This is a genomic window from Ketobacter sp. GenoA1 (assembly GCF_003671475.1).
Lineage (GTDB): Bacteria > Pseudomonadota > Gammaproteobacteria > Pseudomonadales > Ketobacteraceae > Ketobacter.
Window position 1 is genome coordinate 101,893 of sequence record NZ_RCHM01000030.1, and the last position, 21,078, is coordinate 122,970.

19 protein-coding genes are annotated in these 21,078 nt (G+C 52.2%); 17 read left to right on the plus strand and 2 right to left on the minus strand.

The annotated features are described in order from the left end of the window. Nucleotides 1-7: 7 nt before the first annotated feature. Complete coding sequence (locus D9N13_RS12530) at nucleotides 8-1,291, minus strand: WcaI family glycosyltransferase (RefSeq protein WP_290590400.1); 1,284 nt, start codon at nucleotides 1,289-1,291, stop codon at nucleotides 8-10. Between the two features lie 29 nt (nucleotides 1,292-1,320). Further along, nucleotides 1,321-2,718 carry an undecaprenyl-phosphate glucose phosphotransferase gene (locus D9N13_RS12535; protein ID WP_290590402.1) on the minus strand — a complete coding sequence of 466 codons (1,398 nt, stop codon included), beginning with the start codon at nucleotides 2,716-2,718 and terminating at the stop codon, nucleotides 1,321-1,323. A 730-nt stretch (nucleotides 2,719-3,448) separates the two neighbouring features. On the opposite strand from D9N13_RS12535, the gene mnmG reads away from it, so the two are divergent. The 17 genes from mnmG (at nucleotide 3,449) to glmS (ending at nucleotide 21,078) form a co-directional block, all read left to right on the plus strand. Continuing rightward, on the plus strand, nucleotides 3,449-5,335 hold the full coding sequence (gene mnmG, locus D9N13_RS12540) for a tRNA uridine-5-carboxymethylaminomethyl(34) synthesis enzyme MnmG (protein ID WP_290590405.1): 1,887 nt from the start codon (nucleotides 3,449-3,451) through the stop codon (nucleotides 5,333-5,335). Nucleotides 5,336-5,818: 483 nt separating this feature from the next. After that, nucleotides 5,819-6,448: a hypothetical protein gene (locus D9N13_RS12545; protein ID WP_290590408.1), complete on the plus strand. Its 630-nt coding sequence runs from the start codon at nucleotides 5,819-5,821 to the stop codon at nucleotides 6,446-6,448. 1,106 nt (nucleotides 6,449-7,554) lie between these two features. Beyond that, entirely contained in the window at nucleotides 7,555-7,983 is a 429-nt protein-coding gene (locus D9N13_RS12550; protein WP_290590411.1) for a hypothetical protein, read from the plus strand. 102 nt (nucleotides 7,984-8,085) lie between these two features. Next, on the plus strand, nucleotides 8,086-8,730 hold the full coding sequence (gene rsmG / locus D9N13_RS12555; RefSeq protein WP_290590414.1) for a 16S rRNA (guanine(527)-N(7))-methyltransferase RsmG: 645 nt from the start codon (nucleotides 8,086-8,088) through the stop codon (nucleotides 8,728-8,730). 22 nt (nucleotides 8,731-8,752) lie between these two features. After that, nucleotides 8,753-9,553 carry a ParA family protein gene (locus tag D9N13_RS12560; protein WP_290590417.1) on the plus strand — a complete coding sequence of 267 codons (801 nt, stop codon included), beginning with the start codon at nucleotides 8,753-8,755 and terminating at the stop codon, nucleotides 9,551-9,553. A 103-nt stretch (nucleotides 9,554-9,656) separates the two neighbouring features. Beyond that, nucleotides 9,657-10,556, plus strand: coding sequence for a ParB/RepB/Spo0J family partition protein (locus D9N13_RS12565; RefSeq protein ID WP_290590420.1), 900 nt, complete (start codon nucleotides 9,657-9,659; stop codon nucleotides 10,554-10,556). A gap of 24 nt (nucleotides 10,557-10,580) precedes the next feature. After that, nucleotides 10,581-11,108, plus strand: a complete 528-nt coding sequence (locus D9N13_RS12570; RefSeq protein ID WP_290590424.1) for an ATP synthase subunit I — start codon at nucleotides 10,581-10,583, stop codon at nucleotides 11,106-11,108. A gap of 51 nt (nucleotides 11,109-11,159) precedes the next feature. Beyond that, nucleotides 11,160-12,011: a F0F1 ATP synthase subunit A gene (atpB, locus tag D9N13_RS12575; RefSeq protein WP_290590427.1), complete on the plus strand. Its 852-nt coding sequence runs from the start codon at nucleotides 11,160-11,162 to the stop codon at nucleotides 12,009-12,011. A gap of 59 nt (nucleotides 12,012-12,070) precedes the next feature. Next, nucleotides 12,071-12,307 carry a F0F1 ATP synthase subunit C gene (gene atpE / locus D9N13_RS12580; RefSeq protein WP_101894459.1) on the plus strand — a complete coding sequence of 79 codons (237 nt, stop codon included), beginning with the start codon at nucleotides 12,071-12,073 and terminating at the stop codon, nucleotides 12,305-12,307. 60 nt (nucleotides 12,308-12,367) lie between these two features. Continuing rightward, entirely contained in the window at nucleotides 12,368-12,838 is a 471-nt protein-coding gene (locus tag D9N13_RS12585; RefSeq protein ID WP_290590430.1) for a F0F1 ATP synthase subunit B, read from the plus strand. Nucleotides 12,839-12,850: 12 nt separating this feature from the next. Then, nucleotides 12,851-13,387, plus strand: coding sequence for a F0F1 ATP synthase subunit delta (locus D9N13_RS12590; protein WP_290590433.1), 537 nt, complete (start codon nucleotides 12,851-12,853; stop codon nucleotides 13,385-13,387). A 16-nt stretch (nucleotides 13,388-13,403) separates the two neighbouring features. After that, entirely contained in the window at nucleotides 13,404-14,948 is a 1,545-nt protein-coding gene (gene atpA, locus D9N13_RS12595) for a F0F1 ATP synthase subunit alpha (protein WP_290590437.1), read from the plus strand. Between the two features lie 51 nt (nucleotides 14,949-14,999). Continuing rightward, on the plus strand, nucleotides 15,000-15,860 hold the full coding sequence (gene atpG / locus D9N13_RS12600; protein ID WP_290590441.1) for a F0F1 ATP synthase subunit gamma: 861 nt from the start codon (nucleotides 15,000-15,002) through the stop codon (nucleotides 15,858-15,860). A gap of 55 nt (nucleotides 15,861-15,915) precedes the next feature. Continuing rightward, entirely contained in the window at nucleotides 15,916-17,313 is a 1,398-nt protein-coding gene (gene atpD, locus D9N13_RS12605) for a F0F1 ATP synthase subunit beta (protein WP_290590444.1), read from the plus strand. Nucleotides 17,314-17,334: 21 nt separating this feature from the next. After that, a complete protein-coding gene (locus tag D9N13_RS12610; RefSeq protein WP_290590447.1) occupies nucleotides 17,335-17,760 on the plus strand; it encodes a F0F1 ATP synthase subunit epsilon in 426 nt (141 codons plus the stop codon). A gap of 93 nt (nucleotides 17,761-17,853) precedes the next feature. Further along, nucleotides 17,854-19,233, plus strand: a complete 1,380-nt coding sequence (gene glmU, locus D9N13_RS12615) for a bifunctional UDP-N-acetylglucosamine diphosphorylase/glucosamine-1-phosphate N-acetyltransferase GlmU (RefSeq protein ID WP_290590450.1) — start codon at nucleotides 17,854-17,856, stop codon at nucleotides 19,231-19,233. Between the two features lie 18 nt (nucleotides 19,234-19,251). Then, nucleotides 19,252-21,078 carry a glutamine--fructose-6-phosphate transaminase (isomerizing) gene (gene glmS / locus D9N13_RS12620; protein WP_290590453.1) on the plus strand — a complete coding sequence of 609 codons (1,827 nt, stop codon included), beginning with the start codon at nucleotides 19,252-19,254 and terminating at the stop codon, nucleotides 21,076-21,078.

The following is a 21,078-nucleotide window of genomic DNA, read 5'->3' on the forward strand; positions in this document are numbered from 1 at the left end:
CTATACCTTATCCATTTTCTGAAGTGGTTCTGATACTGCCCCCGACCAATAACTCCAGGTCGGATCTGAACCGAGTCAGAATAGCATCCTGATTCAAGTTCGTCTCGGCGTAGCGTCTGGCTATTGGATTCACCCCATTGCGTGAAGCAGCCGCCAACTCGCTTTCCAGTCCATGCAAAAATCCATCCAGATTCTCCGGATCGACACAACTGAAGATGCCCGGGTGCTTGGCGGCAATCCGGCCCAGCTCGGTATGGGGCTCCGCTGTGACCACCGCGTGCCCTCCGGCCGACAGAATATTGGTGAGTTTGGAAGGCAGCACCGCGTCGGCCGCCCCTTTGCGCTGAATCACCAAATGGACATCCGCTGCCGCCAACATGGTGGGTACCGATTCCCAGGGCAGAAGCGGTTTGAAGTATACATTATCCAGTCCCCGGGACCGAGATTGATTTTCCAGAACCTCTTTATGGGCACCGGAGCCCACAATGAAAAACTTTATCTTACGGTTATGGGCCATCGCGGCGGCGGCATCCAGTAACAACTCCAGTCCTTGCTTAGCGCCAATATTACCGGCGTACAGCACCAGCTTTTCATCGTCGGCCACCCCCCATTCCTGACGTAGCGGAGCGCCGTCAATCCCTGGATGGACAAAATGGGTATCGGACCAATTGGGAAAAAACATTATGCGCTCAGGATCCACGCCTTTGCTTTGTGCCCTTGCCATCATGCTGTGCGAAATGGTGGACACTGCATCGAAACTGCGCAAAATGAACCGTTCCACACGAAATGCCAGGCGGGCCAGTCTACCCTGGCCATTGGATTTAGACATACTCAATCCAAACATGGCATCCAGCTCGAAATCCTGCACATGCAACAGGCTTTTTATGCCAAACAACTTGCAGAACAACAGTGCCAACGGGGTACAAAACAGGGTTGGCTGTACCACCATCAGTACCCGGGGTTTGCGCCAGCAACTGAAAAACAATGGTACCGCCGAGGTCAGTGCAAACGAAATCAGATGCATCAGGCGTTTAATGGTTGTGGGGCTTTTCGGGATATAGTGCGGACAGCGAGTGACGCTGATGTTGCCCGACTGCTCTGTTTGATACACCTTGTTGGAATAGTCGGAATGGCACTGCCACTCCGGATAATAGGGTGCCGCGCAGATCACCTTCATCGAATCATCTTTGTCGGCAAACCACTTTACCATTTCACCGTTGTACTTTCCGATCCCGGTGAGCTCCGGGCTGTAGTTCAGAGAATACAACAACAGCGTGTCACGGTTTTTCATATAGAACTGTCCTCTGGAAATTCAGGTATTCAGTATGCGTTCTTGTTAACAAACCCTTTTGTTAAGGTTGCCAGCAGAATTTTGAAATCCATCCATAGGGACCAGTTGCGTATGTACTCCAGGTCAAAGTCGATACGCTTCTGCATTTTATCCAGAGTGTCGGTTTCACCGCGCCAACCGTTCACCTGAGCCCATCCGGTAATACCCGGCTTCATTTTGTGGCGCAGCATATAGAACGCCACGCGCTTGCGGTACTCCTCATTGTGAGCCACGGCGTGGGGGCGCGGGCCCACCACAGACATGCTGCCACCCAGAACATTCAGAAACTGCGGTAACTCATCCAGGGAAGTGGAGCGCAGGAATGCACCGAACGGTGTGATCCTGCTGTCGTTGCGGGTTGCCTGAGTCACTTTACTGCCGTTTTCGGTAACCCGCATGCTGCGAAATTTAAGTACGGAAATTTTACGACCATCCAATCCGTAGCGGTTTTGTTTGAAAAAAACGGGGCCGGGGGATGTAAGTTTTACACCAATGGCGATGAACAACATGGGAATGGCGATCACCACCAGAATCAGGGAGGCCAGGACAAGATCTTCCAAACGCTTGAGAAAGGACCAGCCACCCCGCATGGGCGTGTCGTATACACTGACGGTCTGAATATCGCCCACTTGTCCGATGCGCGCGTGCAGCAGATTGTAGATGAAAAAGTCGGGTATCAGATGCACATCCACCGTGGTATCACCGAGACGGCGCATAATCTCTTCGATACGGTTTTTGGCCGAGAAGGGCAGCCCCACAAAGAGCACCTCTGTTGCACCGGCCTTGGCCTCTAGCACACCGTCTTCAACATTACCGCGCACAAAGGGGCGCAGGGTTTCTTCCAACCGGTCAGGCTGGCGATCGTCGTATATACCCACCAGCCGGTAGCCCGTTTCCGGGTGCTCCAGCAACTCCTTGGCCAGCATGCAGCCCGAATCGGACAGCCCGATAATGGCCACATTACGGCTGTTGAATCCCCGGCGACGCAGGTTAAACAGAAACAGCCGGAAGCCTGCACGCCAGCCGCACAAGCTGGTTGCCGTGAGCATGATCCACAGCGCCAGGGATACCCGCGAGTAGTGATCTGCCACCTTGGCAAAGAAAACGAATATCAATAAGGGGAAGAGGGTGATCATCCAGCTGAGCACGGTAGAAAACAGCATCTCCGACAGGGCCCCGGCGCGCCAGGAGCGGTATAACCAGAACATTTCAGCCACAAAGGTGTATGAAACCGTGGCGATCATGGCTAATAGAAAATGCTCAAAGTTGTAATCAATACCCAGCGCCAGAATGATGAAATACCACGTAAACTGGATTATGGCGATGTCCACCAGCCGGTATAAAAACGCAAATTGATTGACATTGTTCCTAACAAATCCCTTGGCCATTTTACTTCACCTTTTGTTTTGACAGTGATCCTGGGGTCCACCATCTGATTCACAGCAGACGATATCCATTCATGATGTACACCTGATGAAACGAGTTCACCGGCGCTACCGGTTACTGTTGTTTCAGATCAATTTCGAGACCTGAATACCCCTAAGTGTGTGTTCGTATACCGCAGGGGCAACGGAACTCAGCAAAAACCAAGCCAGCTGGAGACAGGAAAGATTTATCTTGTTAAACCCAGGAATGAAGGAGCATAGAAAAAGAGCACCAACGATCCTTGTTGTATGCAGATCAATCAAAAGCTGACTTGAATTACTCTGATTTAGTAATCACTTAGAAAAAGTGTCGCTGGTATAGCACACTTCAAAACATTATGGGAAGGAACGCCTAAGCAATTGTGACAGTTGAAAAAAATTATCTGATAACCGTAAGAAAAGTGATGAATTGAAATCCTGAAATGGCGTTGATTAACTGATCAAGGCTGGTGCAGTGGGGAGGTAAGTGCACCAGAACGTTGTGTCCAGTACCCAATGATAACCAAAGATTATTATCGGAAAACCGTAAAGCTTTTTTCTTTTCTCCGCCCCTGACATATAATGTGCGGCCTTTTCCGCCCGTAACCGACGGCTTAACAACGGGCGGAAAACCCAGAGATGCCAACCTTTGCAGGTGCATGCGGGCGCAATCGCGGGCAAAGAGGCAGACGGCAAGAGGCAAGAGGGCAGATTCGTGGATTATCCAAAGCAGTACGGAGTCATCATTATTGGTGGCGGTCACGCCGGTACCGAGGCGGCACTGGCCAGTGCCCGCATGGGGGTGTCGACCCTGCTGCTGACCCACAACATCGAAACCCTGGGCCAGATGTCCTGCAACCCGGCCATCGGTGGCATTGGTAAAAGCCACCTGGTGAAAGAAATCGATGCCCTGGATGGCGCCATGGCCCGCGCCACCGACCGCGGCGGCATCCAGTTTCGTATCTTGAACTCCCGCAAAGGCCCGGCGGTGCGGGCCACCCGTGCCCAGGCCGATCGCATCCTCTATAAAGCGGCTATTCGTGAGATCCTTGAAAACCAGTCCAATCTGGATATCTTCCAGCAGGCCGCCGACGACCTGATTGTGGAAGGTGAGACCATTAAAGGTGTGGTCACCAATATGGGGGTGCGCTTTTTTGCCCAATCCGTAGTGCTCACCGCCGGTACCTTCCTTGGCGGCAAGATTCACATCGGGCTGGATAACCATGCCGGTGGTCGTGCCGGTGATCCGCCTTCCATCGCCCTGGCTCAACGCCTGCGGGAGTTGCCATTCAATGTGGACCGGCTGAAAACCGGCACGCCGCCGCGCATCGACGCCAAAACCGTGGATTTTTCGGTGATGACCGAACAACCCGGGGATACACCGCTGCCGGTGATGTCCTTTATAGGATCTTTGGAAGAGCATCCGCGCCAGATCAGTTGCTATATCACCCATACCAATGAGCGCACCCACGACATCATACGGGGTGGACTGGACCGCTCCCCCATGTACACCGGGGTGATCGAGGGCATCGGGCCCCGTTACTGCCCGTCTATTGAAGACAAGATCCACCGTTTCGCCGACAAGGATTCCCACCAGATCTTCATCGAGCCGGAGGGCCTGACCACCCACGAGTTGTACCCCAACGGCATCTCCACCAGCCTGCCCTTTGATGTGCAGCTGGATCTGGTGCATTCCATCCGCGGTATGGAAAACGCCCATATTCTGCGCCCGGGCTATGCCATCGAATACGATTTCTTTGATCCGCGGGATCTGAAGTATTCCCTGGAGACCAAGTTCATCAACGGCCTGTTCTTTGCCGGCCAGATCAATGGCACCACCGGCTACGAAGAGGCCGGTGCCCAGGGTTTGTTGGCGGGCATGAACGCCGCCCTGCGGGCTCAGGAAAAAGACCCCTGGACCCCGCGCCGGGATGAAGCCTACATCGGCGTTCTGGTGGACGACCTGATCAGCATGGGCACCCTGGAACCCTATCGCATGTTCACCAGCCGGGCCGAGCATCGCCTGTTGCTGCGTGAAGACAATGCAGATCTGCGGCTAACGGAAAAGGGCCGTGAGCTGGGCCTGGTGGGGGATGAACGCTGGCGCCGGTTCTGTGATAAAAAAGAAGCCATCGAACGCGAAGAACAACGCCTGCGCAGCACCTGGGTGCTGCCGGAATCCGCCATGGCGCGGCAGTTAAATCCGAAACTGGGCAACGTCATCGGTCGCGAGTACAGTTTGAAGGATCTGTTGCGGCGGCCTGAATTGAGTTACAGGGATATCGCAGCCCTGACCCCGGAACTGGACGTGGATGCCGCAGTGGCCGAACAGATTGAAATCACCGCCAAATACGAAGGCTACATCGCCCGCCAGCAGGATGAGGTGGAACGACTGCGGCGCAGTGAAAATACCCCCTTGCCGGAGGATTTCGATTACGACGGCATCTCCGGCCTCTCCAATGAAATCAAAGCCAAACTCAGCCAGGCCCGACCACACACCCTGGGTCAGGCCAGCCGTATCCCCGGTGTTACCCCGGCGGCGGTATCCCTGTTGCTGATCCATCTGAAAAAGCGTACGGCCCAATCCCGCAAGAGTGCATAGGGGGATAAAATGAGTGCGTACGGCATCATAGATGGCCATGTGTAGGCAGTTATCGGATTTTCTATTCCATAATTAACACGGTTTAAAATTCGAAGGGCTTAATTTCGAAAAAATTTATCTCTGTTTTGTCTGTGTAGTGAGATCACTATTTTGATTTGCTGCATAGAACTTCGAACTGCTACGACCCAGCATCCAGTTCACGCAGATACAATTATCATTATTCGATTGAATATTTCAGGCAGCATGCACATGGTTGAAGCGGTTGTTTTATTTATATCCGGGACACTTTTATTATTCATGGTTAAAAAGGTATACCCATTTAGTCTGAAAGAATTTAGTCCTGTGGTTTTGTTTATTCAACAACATCCGAAATTCAACCTGGCTGTCGGAATATTGTCATTGCTTTATTCGGTTTTCTTAACGGTTCAGTTAGTTTGGTAGAAATAATGCCCTGCAAACTAAATCTGTTTGAAAGTACCTCTTATGATTTCCAGAACAGATAATACGATGTGGAAGAGTAAAACTGCTTTAGCTGCATTTTTTTTGGCTATCCTGGCATTCGTCATTTCTGCACACAATATCAGACAAAAGATCATCGTTGATCCGCTTTCGAAAGAAGATCGAGACTTCGTAACCAGCGCCATAATGAAGTCTGATGAGCTACGCAACAAAATCGGGTCTGTCCAGGAGGTTGAGTTTCATGGTGGTATCTATATTGAGAAACTTTCTGAATTATCTTATGGCGTTAATTTGATAACGGAACAGGATCGTGTTGGCGCAGACTTGAGAATTAAGAGATTTGAGCATCAGATCGTAGAGGCCAGGTTAGTTCATTTGTCACTTAACGTTCATGAGGCTTTCTTGATAGAACTCTTAGAGGTGGATGATGCGCTGGGTGTGAGACACAGTATGAGCACCACTTCGGCTAACGAGCATGATACTACTCTGGCGAAGACCTTAACCAAGATGGGATGTTATCACCAAGAGGCTATTCGCCTTCCTATCCTTGGCAAAAAGTTCGACAAGTTTTCCCGGCTCAGCAATTCGAGAGCTTCATGTTTAACGGGTTTGGCTCATCTGTTTCGTTGGACACATTGTCGATCACCTCAATGATGGATACATACAACACTATTGGGTCTAATACCAAGTATAATGCCTGGGGTAGTGGGCACGAAAATGATTGGTGGGATAATCAATTAGATCGCTATACAAATTCCTTTAACAATGGTGGTTGGAATAGCAATAATTTTGCTACATCAATATTACACTCAGGGGGAATAGGTTCATATGAAAACTCATTTGGTAGCGCTCCAAGTTTTGGTACGCCTCTTCCGCAAACGGATTGGAGCTGGTAATGGACGCCCAGTTCATATTTTTTTCTATTATGATATGCGTATTTATGTTGATATCAGAATGTATTGTTGTTGCAAAGGTGAGTAAGCGCTTCTTAAGCAAGAATCTTATCAGTATTATCCATTTACTATCGTTGATAGCGATTCTTTGTTTTCTCTTAGGATATTCGATCGCTGGAGATCGCTACGCTGATTGGGAATTAGGTGTATCTGTCGATAAGTACCTTGCGTTCAGTTTCGTTATTGGTCTTCTATCGGTGGTGACATATTCGCATAGGAAGCACCTAATTATTGGAGTTCCTATTTCGATGTTCTCAATAATCTATTCTTTTTATCTTAATAGCATTTTTATTAAGGAAGTTTTTCTATAAGTATTCAGCACAAAAACTTAGTAACATCAGTTTGGATGATGGAAGTTAGTTTTCTAGAGCGACGGCTTTGTATAGGGCAAGGTAAATTGTTGAAGACTTGTGGGATGTGGTTGGATTCGAATAGCGATGCTTTAGCAGTGAACAAAATTGTCAATGTTATGTGCTGTAAGTTCTCCCGCTGTGTCTCAGGTAGTCATTTTTTTTGTGCTTTTGTTACCAAGGTGTAGTTGGTATTGAGGGGGCGTTGGACATGAGCATAGGTTGCTTGTTTTTAAGGCTAATTGCAGCAGCTTATGCCTACAGTGCAAAAATGTATTAGGTGATGGCTTGTTGGTTCGCAAAAGCTTCTTTGTTTTTCAAAAGCAAGTTTTCGCTAAGTAAAATTCGGATTTCAATCAAACGTGTGCCCAGGGAATCTATTAACACTTGGCAAAGAGTGCTTGATAAAAACTTAGTGCCAGTTTTCTAGTGGTGTCAGGAGTGGGAGTGATATTATTTGTTTTCAATTAACCTGCAGCGCCTCCTAAGCAGGCAGTATTTTTTACCCTTTATCCTGGCCGTTGGGGCGCTGTCTTTTTACGCGTACAGTATCAGGCAACAGATCATGCTGGAGCCGTTGTCCGGGTACGAAGCTGAACAATACGCCAGGCAGATACAACAGGCTGACGTGCTGGAGAAACGACTGGGGCCCATTCACCACGTTGAGATGCTCGGTGGGTTATATGAAGAGCAAAGAGCCCGCTGTAATTACGGTGTGATGATAACGGCAGAGAAGCGCCAGATTCATGCGGAACTTTGGCTCTATAAGAAAGGGGGCCGTGTCGACTCAGTCCATTTGGTTCATCTGGCGCTCAGTGAGGATGAACGCTTCAGTATTCAACTGGATGTGGTGAAGCCTAAAGGTGTTAGCCCGCATGGCGGATGAAATAGTTACCGGTTTCCCCCCTGAATTACTGGCCTTTTTTCCCAGATGGTGTAAAAAGCTTCCTATTCAAAACACGTATTTGTCAGGGTACCCCTAGTCACCGTGCAACTAACCGAACACCACGCCGCCACACTGGCCAGCGGTTGTGAGCAGTTGGGCCTGAATCTGAGCGCAAGCCAGCTGCACATCATCCGCCGTTATCTGGAAAACCTGCTGAAGTGGAATCAGGCTTATAACCTCACCGCCATCCGTGATCCCGATGACATGGTGATCAAGCACCTGCTGGACAGCCTGTCCATCGTGCCGCACGTGCGCGGGCGCAACATACTGGATGTGGGCACCGGGCCGGGCCTGCCGGGGGTGCCGGCGGCCGTCTGCGATCCCGGCCAACGCTGGACCCTGATCGACAGCAATGGCAAAAAGACCCGGTTTCTGGTGCAGATGAAAGCCGAACTCAAGCTGGATAACGTCACTGTGCTAAAAGGGCGCATCGAATCCGTACCCACAAATCAGTGCTACGATACCATTACCAGCCGCGCCTTCTCCTCCCTGCAGAACTTTGTCAGTGTGTGCTTACCTCTGCTGGAGCCCGAGGGTGAACTGCTGGCCATGAAGGGCCAGATACCTCATGATGAGGTGGCGGCACTGCAGGATCAGGGCCTGCATATCCGTGTTGAGCCATTGAATGTGCCCTATTTGCATGAAGAGCGGCACCTGATTGTGGTAAAAAGAGCACAGACCGAATAATTCCATCCGGGGGAGATCGATTGTGGGCCAAGTAATATCAGTGACCAATCAAAAAGGCGGTGTGGGCAAAACCACCACCTCCGTGAATCTGGCTGCGTCACTGGTTGCCACCAAGCGCAAGGTGTTGATGATCGATCTGGACCCGCAGGGCAATGCCACCATGGGCAGTGGTGTCAACAAGCACGAACTGGAAGCCTCCATTTATGATGTGCTGATGGATCGAATGCCGGTGGCGGAGGCCCTGATTCATACCGAGCCGGGCTATGACCTCATCGGCGCCAATGCGGATCTGACCGCCGCCGAAGTGGAACTGTTGGACGGGGACCAGAAAGAGCAGCGCCTGAAGTCGGCGCTTGCAGGCGTGCGCTCCCAATATGATTACGTGCTGATTGATTGTCCCCCGTCGCTCAACATGCTGACGGTGAACGCCCTGGTGGCCTCCGATTCCGTGATCATTCCCATGCAATGCGAGTACTATGCTCTGGAAGGGTTGTCGGCGCTGCTGAATACCATCGAGAAAATCCAGAGCGTGCTGAATCCAAATCTGGAAATCGATGGCTTGCTGCGCACCATGTACGATCCCCGCATTGCCCTGGCCAACCAAGTGTCCAGTCAATTGACAGAACACTTCGGCGACAAGGTTTACCGCACCATTATTCCCCGCAACGTGCGCTTAGCCGAAGCCCCCAGCCACGGTTTGCCGGTATTGGAATACGACCGCCGCTCCCGGGGCGCCGTGTCCTATCTGGCTTTGGCCGGTGAGTTGATCCGCCGCGCCGAGCAAAAAATATCCACCGCCGGTGCGGAAACCGTTACCGCCTGATTGCGTCCAAGAGCAAGCCCCTTATAATGTGAAGCCCGCACAGTGGGAACGATTGCATTATTCACCGACTGCAACAGGTCACCGACTACAATAAAGGCGATACATGGCTGCCAAGAAGAAAGGATTGGGTCGTGGGTTGGACGCGTTACTGGGAAGCGCCAACATTCCGCAGAAAGAAGTGTCCACCGATGCCAGCAAGCCGGTCACGGTAAGCAAAGAAGATGTAGATGGTGAGCTCCGGCATCTGCCCATCGAATTCTTGCAGCGTGGCCGTTATCAACCGCGCCGCGATATGGATCCCCAGGCATTGGAGGATTTGTCCAACTCCATCAAGGCCCAGGGGGTGATGCAACCCATCGTTGTGCGTCCGTTGGCCGGTGCCAATCAATATGAAATCATCGCCGGTGAACGCCGCTGGCGCGCCAGTCAGTTGGCGGGTCTGGATAAAGTGCCCTGTGTCATTCGCGCGGTCACCGATGAAGCCGCCATCGCCATGGCTCTGATCGAAAATATCCAACGGGAAGATCTGAATCCCATTGAAGAGGCGGCTGCCCTGCAGCGATTCCAGGATGAGTTCGAATTGACCCACCAGCAGGTGGCCGAAGCGGTGGGTAAATCCCGTACGACGGTGACCAATTTACTGCGACTGATGAGTCTGAGCCCGGAAGCCCGTAAATTGGTTGAGCACGGTGATTTGGAAATGGGGCATGCCCGCGCGATTCTGACGCTGGACAGCGCTAAACAGACAGAAGCCGGCCGTACCATTGTTGCCAAGGGTTTGTCCGTGCGTCAGACCGAGGCACTGGTGCGTCGCCTGCAACAGGAAAAAATCGCCACCGGTGATACCAAAATCGATCCTGATATCAAATTGTTACAAGATAATCTGTCCGACAAGCTGGGGGCGCCGGTGATGATTCAGCACAGTGCCAAAGGTAAAGGTAAACTGGTCATTCGCTACGGTAGCCTGGACGAGTTGGACGGTATTCTGGATCACATCAAATAAACCCGCGCACGAGTCGCTCTACCCGTGTTGCCTGTGGTTGGGAAAGTCTCTATAATCGGCACCGCCTTACACAGGCACCTGCAATCAGCGTTTGAGCTGACCCAAAAGGTCCAAAAGGTCAAAAGAAGTAAATCGCTGGTTAAAGGGCAAACGGAAAAGACTGTGACAAAGCCAAGCACGTTAAACAAAGGGTATCTGGGTGTTTACGTGGTAGGTTCGCAGGCCCTCGTCTCAACCTTGATTCCCGTCATCGTGTTGTGTTTTGTGGGTAAAGCTGCTGCTTTGGCAGCCTTGGTTGGAGGCTGGATTGCTGTCCTGGCCAACCTTTACTTCGCAATACAGGCATTCCGCTTTTCGGGGGCGCGTGCCTCGCAAAATATGGTGCGGGCGTTTTATCGGGGTGAAGCCGGCAAATTTGTCATTGTCATGCTGCTGTTCATCGCAGCGTTCAAACTGCTCCCAGGTGTACGTGAAAGTGCAGCGTATTTGTTTTCAGCCTTCTTTGTAGTGTACGGTGTCGCCTGGTTGGCGCCGTTGTTTTTGCGCAAGTAAGCAAGGCAAAGAAGCTAAAGTCCGACTTCGATTTTAAGGTATTGGGTTACTATGGCTGCAGATTCCTCAGAATACATCAAGCACCACTTGACCAATCTGGTATATGGTCAGCACCCCGATGGTTCCTGGGGCTTCGCACATTCCGCTGCCGAAGCTGCCGAAATGGGTTTCTGGAAATTCCACGTGGATACCCTGGGCTGGTCCGTAGGCCTGGGTGTGCTGTTTCTGGCGCTGTTTGGTTTCGCTGCCAAGCGTGCCACCACCGATGTCCCCAAGGGCTTTCAGAATTTCGTCGAGATCCTGGTGGATTTCGTTGATACCCAAACCAAAGAGAATTTTCACGGCCGCAACCCGATGATCGCCCCCATGGGCCTTACCATCTTCTGTTGGGTGTTCCTCATGAACCTGATGGACCTTATTCCCGTGGATTGGATACCAGCGCTGTTCAACCTGTTCGGCGTTCACTATATGAAAATCGTGCCTTCCACGGATCCCAATATCACGCTGGGCATGTCGTTTACGGTGTTCTTCCTGATTATTTTCTACAGTATCAAGGTGAAAGGGATCGGCGGCTTTGCCGGTGAGCTCACCCTGCACCCCTTCAGCAGTAACAACCTCTTCGTTAAGCTGCTGCTGATTCCGGTGAACCTGTTCTTGGAAACGGTCAACCTTTTGGCCAAGCCGATTTCACTGGGTCTGCGACTGTTCGGCAACATGTACGCCGGTGAGATGATCTTCATTCTTATTGCTTTGATGTTCAATGCCGGTGTGATCATGGCTCTGTTCGGCGGTGTGCTGCAACTGGGCTGGGCGATCTTCCACATTCTGGTTATCACCCTGCAGGCGTTCCTGTTCATGGTGCTGACCATTGTGTACCTGAGCACGGCGCACGAAGATCACTAAGAATTGATTTAAACGTTTTACATTAACCTTAACTTTTAAAAGTAACACCAGGAGATAACATGGAAACTGCATCTGCACTTGTATTGATCGCCGCTGGTTTGGTAATCGGTCTGGGCGCGTTGGGTACTGCAATCGGCTTTGGTCTGCTGGGCGGCCGACTGCTGGAAGGTACTGCCCGTCAGCCGGAAATGGCTCCCATGCTGCAAGGTAAAATGTTCCTGATGGCTGGTCTGTTGGACGCGGTGCCAATGATCGGTGTGGGTATCGGCATGTACATGATCTTCGTATTGGCCTAAGTCCATCGCTTCGTAGAAAGTAGCGTCACACATTTACTTTAACGAGCGAGAGGGTTTGGTATGGATATTAACGCCACCATCCTAGGACAATCTATCGCCTTTGCCGTATTCGTTTTTTTCTGTCTGAAGTTCGTATGGCCGCCTTTGATCAACGCCATGCGCGAGCGCTCAGAAAAAATCGCACAGGGCTTACAGGCGGCAGACCAGGCAGAGCAAGATCTGGAATTGGCAAAAGAGAAAGCCGCCGAGACCTTGCGTGAAGCCAAGCAGCAGGCCGCTGCGCTGATTGAACAGGCAAACAAGCGTGCCAATCAGTTGGTTGAAGAAGCAAAAGATCAGGCCCGCGCCGAAGGCGAGCGTCTGAAAGCGGCTGCACAGGCAGAAGTAGAGCAGGAACTGAATCGCGCTAAAGAAGCACTGCGCGGCCAGGTTGCGGTTCTGTCGATCGCCGGTGCGGAAAAAATTCTTGGCACAGCAGTGGATCAAGGCGCTCATAACGCAATGCTTGAGCAGCTTGCATCTGAACTGTAACGGTATCGGATTATGGCAGAACTAATCACAGTTGCCCGGCCTTACGCGAAAGCGGCTTTTCAGTACGCCGATGAAAACGGCGCATTAGCTGAATGGTCCGATATGCTTGCCTTTGCAGCGGCTGTTTCCAATGATGAAGCAGTGTCCGGTTATCTGCAGAACCCCAAGATCACTTCCGCCCAGAAAGCAGAAGCCTTTGGCGAGTTGTGCAAGGACAAGCTGAATGAACAGGGTAAAAACTTCGTGACTCTTTTGGCGCAGAACAAGCGTCTGACGGCGTTGCCGGAAATCGCGGCGCTGTACGAGACACTGAAGTCCCAGAAAGAACAGAGCGTGGATGTGGAAATCACCTCCGCTTTCGCTTTGTCCGACGAGCAGGCAGGAAAACTTGCCGCTTCCCTGAAGCAGAAACTGGGCCGCGACGTCAATGTCACCACCGAAGAAGACAAGTCTCTGGTTGGTGGTGTCATCATCAGAGCCGGCGATTTGGTGATTGACGGTTCCGTACGCGGCAAGCTCGCTAAACTGGCCGAAAAATTGAATTCTTGAGTTTGAGGACATAAGCATGCAGCAACTCAACCCTTCAGAAATAAGCGAGCTGATCAAACAGCGCATCGCGAATCTGGATACAACATCCGAAGCGCGCACCGAAGGTACTATCGTTAGTGTATCTGACGGTATCGTGCGCATTCACGGTCTGGCCGACGTTATGTACGGCGAGATGGTTGAATTCGAAAACGGCATTTACGGTATGGCTCTGAACCTGGAGCAGGATTCCGTTGGTGCGGTGGTACTGGGTGATTACCTGGGTCTGGCAGAAGGCCAGAAAGCGAAATGTACCGGTAAAGTACTGGAAGTGCCGGTTGGTCGTGGCCTGCTCGGCCGCGTTGTAGACGCGCTGGGTAATCCCATTGATGGTAAAGGCCCGCTGGGCACAACCGAAACCGACGTGGTGGAAAAGGTTGCACCGGGTGTAATTGCCCGTCAATCAGTGGATGAGCCGGTTCAAACCGGTTTGAAATCCATCGACGCCATGACCCCGGTAGGTCGTGGCCAGCGTGAGTTGATCATCGGTGACCGTCAGATCGGTAAAACCGCGATCGCCATCGATACCATCATCAACCAGAAAGACTCCGGTATTAAGTGTATCTACGTGGCCATCGGCCAGAAGCAATCCTCCATTGCCAACGTAGTGCGCAAGCTGGAAGAACACGGTGCCATGGAAAACACCATTGTGGTGGCAGCGGCCGCGGCCGATCCTGCAGCCATGCTGTTCCTGGCGGCCTTCACCGGTTGCACCATGGGTGAATACTTCCGTGATCGTGGTGAAGATGCCCTGATCGTATACGATGATTTGACCAAGCAGGCCTGGGCCTATCGTCAGATCTCGCTGTTGCTGCGTCGTCCCCCGGGCCGTGAAGCCTATCCCGGTGACGTGTTCTATCTGCACTCCCGTTTGTTGGAGCGTTCTGCTCGCGTAAGTGCTGATTACGTTGAGAAGTTCACCAATGGCGAAGTAAAAGGCCAAACCGGTTCCCTGACCGCCCTGCCGATCATTGAAACCCAGGCCGGTGACGTATCCGCATTCGTACCCACTAACGTAATCTCCATCACCGATGGTCAGATCTTCGTTGAAACCAACCTGTTTAACTCCGGTATCCGGCCTGCAATGAACGCCGGTATCTCGGTGTCTCGTGTGGGTGGTGCGGCACAAACCAAGATCATCAAGAAACTGGGTGGTGGTATTCGTCTGGCATTGGCGCAGTATCGTGAACTGGCGGCGTTTGCCCAGTTTGCATCGGATCTTGATGAAGCCACACGTAAGCAGTTGGAACACGGTACCCGTGTTACCGAACTAATGAAGCAGAAGCAGTATGCTCCGCTGTCCGTGGCTGAAATGGGTCTGGTGCTGTACGTAGCCAACGAAGGTTATCTGGAAGACATTGACGTGGCCAAGATTCTGGATTTCGAAGCGGCGCTGCTGTCGTACGCGAACTCAGAAGCCTCTGCATTGATTGCCAAAGTCAATGAGAAAGGCGATTGGAACAGCGACATCGAAAGCGAGTACAAAGCACTCGTTGAGAAGTTCAAGTCCACTCAGACTTGGTAATCATTCACCGGGGCAGGGTCACCTGCCCCGAATACTGAATACGGTACACCTATGTCAGGCGCAAAAGAGATACGTGGCAAGATAGCCAGTGTTAAAAACACGCAAAAAATTACCTCTGCAATGGAACTCGTTGCGGCCAGTAAGATGCGTAAAGCGCAGGATCGTATGGCGGCATCCAAACCTTATGCGGAGAAAATTCGCCAGGTCGTTCGCCACTTGGCCAATTCCAATCCGGAGTACAAGCACACCTATATGGACGAGCGCGAAGTAAAACGTGTTGGGGTCATTGTAGTGTCTTCCGACCGTGGCTTGTGTGGTGGTTTGAACATCAATTTGTTCAAAAAGACGCTGCAGCTCACTAAGGAATGGAAAGAGAAAGGCTGTGAAGTTGATATGGCCCTGATCGGCACCAAGGCCGTTAGTTTCTTCCGCTCAGTAGGTGGCAATGTTGTGGCGACCAAAACCGGTCTGGGAGATCAGCCTTCCATTGAAGATCTGATCGGCGCGGTTAAAGTCATGTTGGACGCATTCGAATCCGGAAAGATTGATCGGTTGTATCTGATGTACAACGATTTTGTGAACACCATGACCCAGACCCCAACCAGCATCCAGCTGCTTCCTCTTGAAGCCAGTAAAGATGAAGCCTACCAGCATCACTGGGACTACATCTATGAGCCGGAAGCCAAAGAAATACTGGATTACCTGCTGGTACGGTTCGTAGAGTCTCAGGTTTACCAGGGTGTGGTTGAGAACAATGCCTGTGAGCAGGCCGCGCGAATGGTTGCCATGAAGTCTGCGACCGACAACGCGGGCAATCTGATTAACGATTTGCAGTTGGTTTACAACAAGGCACGTCAGGCGGCGATTACCCAAGAGATTTCAGAAATCTGCGGCGGCGCGGCAGCGGTGTAACGGACAGGTTTCTTACCTACAGATTTTAATAGTTACGATTCAAGAGGATACAAACATGAGTAGCGGACGTATCGTACAAATCATCGGAGCGGTAATTGACGTAGAATTCCCGCGCGATTCTGTACCAAACGTGTACGACGCACTGAACGTGGAGAACGCTCCGACCGTTCTCGAAGTTCAGCAACAGTTGGGTGACGGTATCGTTCGTACCATCGCCATGGGTTCTACTGAAGGCCTGAAGCGTGGCCTGAACGTGGCCAGCACCGGAGCGCCCATCAGCGTGCCGGTTGGTACTGAAACCCTGGGTCGAATCATGGACGTTCTGGGTAACCCCATCGACGAATGCGGCCCCATCGGTGAACAGCAACGCGCCTCCATTCACCGCAAGCCGCCTACTTATGCAGAACAATCCTCTTCTACCGATCTGCTGGAAACCGGCATCAAGGTAATCGACCTGATCTGCCCCTTCGCCAAGGGTGGTAAAGTGGGTCTGTTCGGGGGTGCCGGTGTTGGTAAAACCGTAAACATGATGGAGTTGATCAACAACATCGCAACCGAGCACTCCGGTCTGTCTGTGTTCGCCGGTGTTGGGGAACGTACTCGTGAGGGTAACGACTTCTATCACGAAATGCAGGAAGCGGGCGTTGTTAACGTTGAGCAGTTCGACAAATCCAAAGTGGCCATGGTTTACGGCCAGATGAACGAGCCACCCGGTAACCGTCTGCGTGTGGCGCTGACCGGCTTGACCATGGCGGAAAAATTCCGTGATGATGGCCGAGATGTACTGTTGTTCGTGGACAACATTTATCGTTACACCCTGGCGGGTACCGAAGTATCGGCGCTGTTGGGCCGTATGCCTTCGGCGGTAGGTTACCAGCCCACCCTGGCGGAAGAGATGGGTGTATTGCAGGAGCGTATTACCTCCACCAAGACCGGCTCCATCACCTCTATCCAGGCTGTATACGTACCTGCGGATGACTTGACTGACCCATCACCGGCTACCACGTTCTCGCATCTGGACTCCACGGTAGTACTGAGCCGTGATATCGCTGCTAAGGGTATCTACCCTGCGGTTGATCCTCTGGACTCCACCTCCCGTCAGCTGGATCCTCTGGTGATCGGTGCGGAACACTATGATGTGGCCCGTGGCGTGCAGACCAATCTGCAGCGTTACAAAGAACTCAAAGACATCATCGCCATTCTGGGTATGGACGAGCTGTCTGAAGAAGACAAGCTGGTGGTATCGCGCGCTCGTAAGATCGAACGATTCCTGTCACAGCCTTTCCACGTGGCGGAAGTATTCACCGGCTCTCCCGGTAAGTATGTGTCTCTGAAAGACACCATCCGCGGCTTCAAGATGATTCTCGATGGCGAACTGGATCACCTGCCTGAGCAGGCGTTTTATATGGTTGGTTCCATCGAAGAAGCCATCGAAAAAGGCGAAAAAGCGTAATAACGCTAGGGAGTTAGAACCATGGCGATAACCGTACACTGTGATATCGTTTCTGCTGAAAAATCCATCTTTTCCGGATTGGTGGAAATGGTTGTCGCTCACGGCACGTTGGGTGACCTGGGTATTGCCCCGGGTCACGCTCCCTTGCTGACGCAATTGAACCCCGGTCCGATTCGCGTCATCAAGCAAAACGGTGATGAAGAAGTGTACTATGTGTCTGGCGGTATGCTGGAGGTGCAGCCCAAGGTTGTCACCATCCTGGCGGACACGGCCCAGCGCGCGGACGATGTGGACGAAGCTGCAGCTCAACAGGCTGTGGAAGATGCCCGTCGCGCCCTGGCCAATCAGTCTTCTGAAATCAACTACTCTGCAGCCGCAGCGATGTTGGCAGAAGCCGCCGCACAATTGCGCACGATTCAAGCCCTCAAGAAGAAAATGGGCAAATAACCACCGGTTGTCGTGAAACGCGCAAAAAAGCATGTTAAAAAGGGTAGCTATTGCTGCCCTTTTTTCGTTTGAAACCGATATGGAATAGCTTCAATGGATCTCAATGTTGTCATCCTTGCCGCCGGCAAGGGCACGCGCATGAAATCGCGCCTCCCCAAAGTTCTGCAACCCCTGGCGAAGAAGCCCATGCTGGCCCATGTGCTGGAAACCAGCTTCAGGTTAGATGCCCATAAAGTCATCGTGGTATATGGCCATGGAGGTGATGCGGTACAAGCGGAGATCGAGCGCTACTTTCCCGATGCGCCCATTGAATGGGTGGAGCAGAGCAAGCAGCTGGGCACGGGTCACGCCGTGAAACAGGCTTTGAATCATCTGCAAACCAACACCCGCACCTTGATTCTATACGGTGATGTGCCGCTGATTTCGGAAGCCACCCTGAACCGCTTTCTCAACGAGGTGCAGCCGGGAGAGTGCGGTGTCATTACGGTAAAATTGCCGGATCCCACCGGCTATGGGCGCATTGTCCGTGACCATGCCGGTGTGGTGCGGGAGATCGTCGAAGAAAAGGACGCCGGTAAAGAGATTCGCAAAATCGATGAAGTGAACACCGGCATCATGCTGGCGGATTCCATTGATCTGCAACAATGGTTGCCCACCATTGAAAACACCAATGCTCAGGGGGAGTACTACCTGACGGATCTGGTGCGCATCTCCAATGAACACGAGGTGCCCGTGATCGGTTGCCGGGTTAAAGATCCTATTGAGGTTGAGGGGGTCAATGACAAACGCCAATTGGCTAAACTGGAACGGCTGCTGCAAAAACAACTGGCGGACAAGCTATTGCTGCAGGGTGCCACTCTGGTGGATCCGGCACGTATTGATATTCGAGGCAGCGTCGATATCGGTCAGGATTGTTTTATCGATATTAATACCGTTTTTGAAGGGAAGAATTGCCTCGGTGATAATGTGCGGATTGGTCCAAACTGCGTGATTGAAAACTCCGTCATCGGCAGTGATACGATCATCAAGGCCAACAGTGTCCTGGAGAATGCGGTCATAGGTGAGGCCTGCGACATCGGCCCTTACGCACGGCTGCGGCCGGGCACCAAACTGGGTAATCAGGCGAAAATCGGCAACTTCGTTGAAACCAAAAACATTCAAATGGGGGATGGCTCCAAGGCCAATCACTTAACCTATCTGGGTGACAGCGAAATCGGTGAACAGGTTAATATCGGCGCCGGAACCATAACCTGCAACTACGACGGCGCAAACAAGCATAAGACCGTGATTGGCGACAACGCCTTTATCGGTTCCAACAGTTCATTGGTGGCCCCGGTGAACATCGGGCAAGGTGCTACAATTGGTGCAGGCTCAACAATCTCAAAGGATGCCCGGGATAACGCACTGACCGTGACCCGTGCCAAGCAAATTACCGTCGATGGTTGGCAACGCCCGCAAAAACAACCTAAATAAAAGTTCTAGGACCGAAACATGTGTGGAATAGTTGGAGTCATTTCAACCCGTGATGTCACCCCCATTTTGTTGGAGGGGTTAAAGCGCCTGGAGTACCGGGGATATGATTCGGCGGGAATTGCCCGCTTCAATCCGGGAGCGGAGATCGAACGTATCCGCCGCGTCGGCAAGGTCAAGGAGCTGGAAACCGCTGTCCTGGAAAGCCAGGGTGGGGGCAGTATCGGTATCGCCCATACACGCTGGGCAACTCATGGGGTGCCTTCGGAAGGTAACGCCCACCCGCACATGTCATCCGATAGTATCGCGGTTGTTCACAATGGCATCATTGAAAATCATGAAGAACTGCGCAAATCCCTGACCGAATCCGGTTATACGTTCACTTCGGAAACCGACACCGAGGTGGTTGCTCATTTGGTGCATCGTCATTTGCAGCAGTCGCAAAGCCTGCTGGAAGCCGTGAAAAAAACCACAGCGGAACTGCGTGGCGCCTACGCGTTGGGAGTCATCTGCAGGGACCAGCCCGACCTCATGATTGCCGCCCGGGAAGGCAGCCCGTTAGTGCTGGGCGTGGGCCTGGGTGAGAATTTCATAGCCTCCGACCAGTTGGCCCTGTTGCCGGTCACCACCCGTTTTATCTTCCTGGAGGAAGGTGATGTGGCAGTGGTGCGCAAAGAAGGCTTCAGTATTGAAGACCGTGCCGGCCATACCGTAGAGCGCCCCATCAAGCCCTTCACCGGTGGCGACAGTACAGCGGATAAGGGCGAATACCGCCACTACATGCTGAAGGAAATTTTTGAGCAACCCACGGCCATCCGCAATACCCTCGAGGGATGCCTGAATGCACAGGGAGTGGATGCAACGCTGTTTGGTGCCGATGCGGCCGATATTTTCCCGCAAGTGGAAACGGTGCAGATCATTGCCTGTGGAACCTCCTATCATGCCGGCCTGGTGGCCAAGTACTGGCTTGAGGGCATCGCCGGCGTACAGTGTAATGTGGAAGTGGCCAGTGAGTTTCGCTACCGCAAAACTGTGGTGCGGCCCAATACGCTGTTTGTGACCATCTCACAATCCGGTGAAACGGCGGATACTCTGGCTGCCCTGCGGGACGCTAAAGGTTACCTGTCATCCCTGGCTATCTGTAACGTACCCACCAGCTCGCTGGTGCGTGAATCGGCCATGTGTTTCATGACCAAGGCCGGCCCGGAAATCGGTGTGGCGTCTACCAAAGCCTTTACCACCCAACTGGTGGCGTTGTACCTGATGACCGTGGCCATTGGAAAATTCCATGACATCGATGCCGAGAAAGAAAAACAACTGCTGAACGGTTTGCAACAGTTACCCGATATCGTTCAGGCGGCGTTACGCTTGAACGATCCCATTGAAGCGATGGCGGAAAAATTCTCCGAAAAGCACCATGCTCTGTTTCTAGGGCGTGGTGTGCAATACCCCATCGCCATGGAAGGTGCGCTCAAGCTTAAGGAAATTTCCTACATTCATGCAGAAGCCTACCCGGCCGGTGAACTTAAGCATGGCCCCCTGGCCCTGGTGGATGCGGATATGCCGGTGGTGACCGTGGCCCCCTCAGATACCATGCTGGAAAAACTGAAATCCAATTTACAGGAAGTACGCGCGCGCGGTGGCGAGTTGTTTGTGTTTCAGGATGCGGCGGCGGCACTGGAACAACAGGATGATGTGCACGTGCTGGACGTGCCCCGCATTGCTGCGGAACTTGCGCCCATTGTCTATACCGTACCGTTGCAACTGCTGAGTTATCACGTGGCCATTATCAAAGGCACCGATGTGGATCAGCCGCGGAATCTGGCCAAGAGTGTGACGGTGGAGTAA

Coding starts and splice junctions, on each gene's coding strand:
- D9N13_RS12530 (WP_290590400.1), bottom strand. CDS start 1,291: ATGAAAAACCGTGACACGCTGTTGTTGTATTCTCTGAACTACAGCCCG.
- D9N13_RS12535 (WP_290590402.1), bottom strand. CDS start 2,718: ATGGCCAAGGGATTTGTTAGGAACAATGTCAATCAATTTGCGTTTTTA.
- atpB (WP_290590427.1), top strand. CDS start 11,160: ATGGCTGCAGATTCCTCAGAATACATCAAGCACCACTTGACCAATCTG.
- D9N13_RS12545 (WP_290590408.1), top strand. CDS start 5,819: ATGATTTCCAGAACAGATAATACGATGTGGAAGAGTAAAACTGCTTTA.
- atpD (WP_290590444.1), top strand. CDS start 15,916: ATGAGTAGCGGACGTATCGTACAAATCATCGGAGCGGTAATTGACGTA.
- glmU (WP_290590450.1), top strand. CDS start 17,854: ATGGATCTCAATGTTGTCATCCTTGCCGCCGGCAAGGGCACGCGCATG.
- D9N13_RS12610 (WP_290590447.1), top strand. CDS start 17,335: ATGGCGATAACCGTACACTGTGATATCGTTTCTGCTGAAAAATCCATC.
- D9N13_RS12590 (WP_290590433.1), top strand. CDS start 12,851: ATGGCAGAACTAATCACAGTTGCCCGGCCTTACGCGAAAGCGGCTTTT.
- glmS (WP_290590453.1), top strand. CDS start 19,252: ATGTGTGGAATAGTTGGAGTCATTTCAACCCGTGATGTCACCCCCATT.
- atpE (WP_101894459.1), top strand. CDS start 12,071: ATGGAAACTGCATCTGCACTTGTATTGATCGCCGCTGGTTTGGTAATC.
- atpG (WP_290590441.1), top strand. CDS start 15,000: ATGTCAGGCGCAAAAGAGATACGTGGCAAGATAGCCAGTGTTAAAAAC.
- D9N13_RS12565 (WP_290590420.1), top strand. CDS start 9,657: ATGGCTGCCAAGAAGAAAGGATTGGGTCGTGGGTTGGACGCGTTACTG.
- atpA (WP_290590437.1), top strand. CDS start 13,404: ATGCAGCAACTCAACCCTTCAGAAATAAGCGAGCTGATCAAACAGCGC.
- D9N13_RS12585 (WP_290590430.1), top strand. CDS start 12,368: ATGGATATTAACGCCACCATCCTAGGACAATCTATCGCCTTTGCCGTA.